3 protein-coding genes and 1 pseudogene are annotated in these 4,085 nt (G+C 62.0%); all 4 read left to right on the top strand.

Annotation, left to right across the window (positions count from 1 at the left end; all coding sequences use genetic code 11):
• Nucleotides 1-256 (top strand): annotated as a pseudogene (locus EOA22_RS26295) (ATP-dependent DNA ligase); the annotation flags it as partial.
• A gap of 106 nt (nt 257-362) precedes the next feature.
• The gene (locus tag EOA22_RS26300; protein WP_063170143.1) at nt 363-2,117 is read left to right on the top strand and encodes a thiamine pyrophosphate-dependent enzyme; all 1,755 of its coding nucleotides are present in this window, start codon (nt 363-365) and stop codon (nt 2,115-2,117) included.
• Between the two features lie 94 nt (nt 2,118-2,211).
• A complete protein-coding gene (locus EOA22_RS26305) occupies nt 2,212-3,093 on the top strand; it encodes a cytochrome c oxidase assembly protein (protein ID WP_063170471.1) in 882 nt (293 codons plus the stop codon).
• Nucleotides 3,094-3,245: 152 nt separating this feature from the next.
• Nucleotides 3,246-4,085 (top strand): cytochrome c oxidase subunit II (gene coxB / locus EOA22_RS26310; RefSeq protein WP_245478690.1); only part of this gene is annotated, 840 nt, incomplete at its 3' end.

Consider the following 4,085-nt stretch of genomic DNA (forward strand, 5'->3'; position numbering starts at 1 on the left):
CAGGACCGAAAGAGGAGCGCTCACGCGACGGCTGGAAGGGCTGCGGTCAGAGCCCGGATTCACCGGCAAGGCGCCCGGCGGCCCGAGCCGCTGGAGCACGGAGCGCAGCGGACAATGGGAGCCTTTGGAACCTGAACTGGTGGTGGAGGTCCGCTTCGACCACGTCACCGGCAATCGGTTTCGCCATGGCACCAAACTGCTGCGCTGGCGCCCCGACAAGGCGCCACGGCAATGCACGTTCGAGCAGATCGAATAAACCGCCCCAGGAAGATCGCCCCAGAAACCTGTCACGATTTATTGCGACGAAGGAACCAACTCGGGATTCACCGGTTCGGACACCATCCACCCGGAGCTACCCTGACATGCCGAATGCAGCAGAAATTCTGATCGACACACTCGTCGCCTGGGACGTGGAGGTGGTGTTCGGCTTGCCGGGAGACGGCATAAACGGGGTCATGGAAGCGTTGCGGACGCGGCGCGACAAAATTGCCTTCGTTCAGGTCCGGCATGAAGAGTCGGCTGCCTTCATGGCATGTGCATATGCCAAGTGGACAGGAAAGCTGGGCGTGTGCCTTGCGACGTCCGGCCCCGGCGGAACACATCTTCTGACCGGCCTCTATGACGCCAAGCTCGACCAGGCTCCGGTGCTGGCGATTACGGGCATGCAGTTCCACGATCTGATCGAGACGTTCACGCAACAGGATGTCGATCTGACGCGCGTGTTCAACGATGTCTCCGTTTATAACGCCCATGTTGCCGATGCCGCGCATATGGAAAACGTCGCCAGCCTTGCCTGCCGAACGGCGCTGGCGCGCAAGGGCGTCGCCCATCTTTCGATTGCCAGCGACATCCAGGAGCAGGAGCGTGATCCGTCGAAGCGCTCCAAGCGCAATCGCCCGGCGCACACGCCGCAGGATATGTTCGCCGGTCACAGCGTACCGCTGGACGTTGAGCTCGACAAAGCCGCCGCCATTCTCAATGACGCTTCGCGGGTTGCGATCTTGGCCGGGCGCGGCGCCATCGGCGCGGCCGCCGAACTCGAACACACGGCGCGCCTGCTGCAGGCGCCTGTCGCGAAGGCTTTGCTGGGCAAGGCGGTGCTGCCGGACGACCATCCCTACACCACCGGCGGGATCGGCATTCTTGGAACCCTGGCTTCGCAAGAGGCGATGGAGAACTGTGACGCGGTGCTGATTGTCGGTTCGACCTTCCCCTACATCGAATACTACCCGCAGCCCGGACAGGCCCGTGGCGTCCAGATCGACTGCGATGCGCAACGGATCGGCTTGCGCTTTCCGGTCGAGGCCGGCCTCGTCGGCGACGCGGCCGAGACATTGCGCGCGCTCAACCAGCGCCTGACGCAAAAGCCCTCCGATGAATTCCTGCGCCGTTCCCAGGAGACCATGAGAAAATGGCGCGAGATGATGCGGCAGTCGGAAGACATGCAGGCGCAACCATTGAAGCCACAAGCGATTGCCCGGGCGTTCGGACAAAGATTGGCGGACGACACAGTGCTGGCCACGGATTCCGGTCAGAATACGGAGCTGGCCGCCCGCCATGTCGATCTTCGCAGCGGCCAGGCATTTGGGGTGTCCGGATCGCTGGCGTCGATGGCTTGCGGTCTGGCCTACGCCATCGCTGCCGGCATAGCGTTTCCCGGTCGACCGATTGCCGCCATCGTCGGCGATGGCGGCTTTGCCATGCAGCTCGGCGAATTCTCGACGGCGGTGCGCTACAAGATCCCGCTCAAGGTTCTGGTGATCAAGAACAACATGCTCAATCAGATCGCCTGGGAGCAGATGATGTTTCTGGGCAACCCGCAATTCGGTTGCGAATTGCAGCCGATCGATTTTGCCAAGGCGGCAGAAGCAATGGGCGCAAAGGGTTTTCGCATCGAGCGGGCCGATCAGATCGAGACGGTTCTCGACCAGGCTTTCGCCACGCAAGGCCCTGTCGTGATCGAAGCGCTGGTAGATGCCTATGAGCCGCTGATGCCGCCCAAAATGCCGGCAGACTACGCCAAGAACTTCCGCCAGGCCCTGCCGCGGACGCCGGGACACGAACGCATAGAAGAAAATATCGCCCGTGAGCCGGCGAAATCGATGATGGATGCCTAGAGGCGGCGCAGGGAGGTGGAACAGCGCGCCTCAGTGGCTTCATTCTGAATCTTTCCAGATGAACCCGCGCTCTTCCGGGTGACGGATGCGGATCATGAGCTTCGACGCGCTCTTTTCGACCTCGATTTGCTATGGCAACGGCGCTCCGCAGGCTGGTTGGACTCTGGCGCTACCCATCACATTGCCACTGGCGGCAATCCTTTTGCTGTATGTTGCCGGCGCTGGCCGGCTGTGGCGACGGAGCGGACGTGGACGTCGCTTGCGATCGCGGCAGGCCTTGCTGTTTGCTGCCGGCTGGTCCGTCCTGGCGTTCGCCTTTGTAAGCCCGATCCATGCATTGAGCGAACATGTGTTTGCGGCGCACATGATCGAGCACGAATTGCTGATGGCGGTCGCAGCGCCTCTGCTGGTTGCCTCCCGCCCGACGGCGGCGATGATGTGGGCCCTGCCGGTACAGCTGCGCCAGATATTCGGAGTGGCTGGACATGCAAATGCGCTTCGGGCGGTCTGGGCGTTCATCAGCCGTCCTGTGGTCGCGACCGTCCTGCACGGAGCCGCGATATGGATCTGGCATGTCCCGGCGCTGTTCGAGGCTGCCCTCCAGCAGGGCTTCCTGCACTATGCCCAGCACGCGAGTTTCCTCGGTAGCGGGCTTTTGTTCTGGTGGGTGCTGCTGCCTCGCCTTGGCCGCGAGCAGGCTTGCGGCAATGCCGTGATGCATCTTTTCTTCACCTCCCTCCACACCGGGCTGCTCGGGGTGTTGCTCGTCGTCTCGCCCAGGCTGTGGTATCCGGATAATGCGATCGGCTCGGATTTATGGGGGCTCAACCCGCTCGAGGACCAGCAACTTGCAGGCTTGATCATGTGGATTCCCGCCGGCCTGATCTATGGCGGAGCCGCACTGCTCCTGGTCGCTTTCTGGATTCAAACGAGCAGTCCGCGGCAACAGGCTTTCCAGCAGTTGCGCATCGTCTAACCCGCACCGCTTCGCGTCGGTTTTCAGCCGGGGGGTGTTGCCAAGCATCCTTTTTCAGTCAGCCGCGTTATGGCCTTGGCAACGATGGTGGATCCTTCATGGCGAGGTGCATGAGTCCGTTGGCCAGCTCTCGCAGGCTGACACGACCGCGAATGTCGCTTGCCCCCACATGTCCTAGGCAAATCTTGCCTGGCACCGTTCAGGGAACGGCCGCGCAACGGCGTTTGAGGGCGATCAGCGCAGCGCCGATATTGGCCTTGGCAGGATGCGGCGACAAGCAATCGGCCCTCCATGCACACGGTGCGAATGCCCGGAGAATCCTTGATCTGATCTGGTCTTTCAGCGCAATCGCAGTGGCCACGTGGCTGCTTGTCATGTTGATCCTGGCGGCAGCGCTTTTGCGTCGTCGCCTGTCCGAGACAACGCGCTCGCCGCTCGAGATCGATTCTCGTCAGGAGCGCCGATTTACCCGCGCTGTCGGCAGCGCCATTGCGTTGACCGTTCTGGTGCTCGTCATGATGACGATAGCGAGTTTTTTCGCCGGCAAATCCATTGCTTCGCTGAGTGGAACGGAAACGCTTGCCGTGCGCATCACCGGGCACCAATGGTGGTGGGAGGTCCGGTATCCCGGAGATGATCGGTCCCAATCGATCGTCACGGCAAATGAAATCCATGTCCCGGTTGGCGAACCGGTCAAGGTCGAACTCGATTCGCTCGATGTCATTCATAGCTTCTGGGTGCCGAACCTTGCCGGCAAGCGCGATCTCATTCCGGGCCGGCCGAGTGAGCTCACACTCGTCGCCGATAAGCCCGGCATCTATCGTGGCCAGTGTGCCGAATTCTGCGGCTATCAGCACGCCCATATGGCCATCACCGTCATCGCGGAAAGCCGCGAAGCGTTCGAAGCATGGCAATCCAGGCAAAACGCCGTCGCATCCGCGCCTGGCGGCGACGAAGAGCGCCGCGGCCAACAGGCATTTCTGTCCACCGGC

The sequence above is a fragment of the Mesorhizobium sp. M7A.F.Ca.US.014.04.1.1 genome (assembly GCF_003998745.1).
In the GTDB taxonomy this organism is placed as follows: domain Bacteria; phylum Pseudomonadota; class Alphaproteobacteria; order Rhizobiales; family Rhizobiaceae; genus Mesorhizobium; species Mesorhizobium ciceri.

What these genes read in the sequence shown, in the direction of transcription:
- EOA22_RS26305 (WP_063170471.1), top strand. Translation starts at nt 2,212, where the DNA reads ATGAGCTTCGACGCGCTCTTTTCGACCTCGATTTGCTATGGCAACGGC.
- EOA22_RS26300 (WP_063170143.1), top strand. Translation starts at nt 363, where the DNA reads ATGCCGAATGCAGCAGAAATTCTGATCGACACACTCGTCGCCTGGGAC.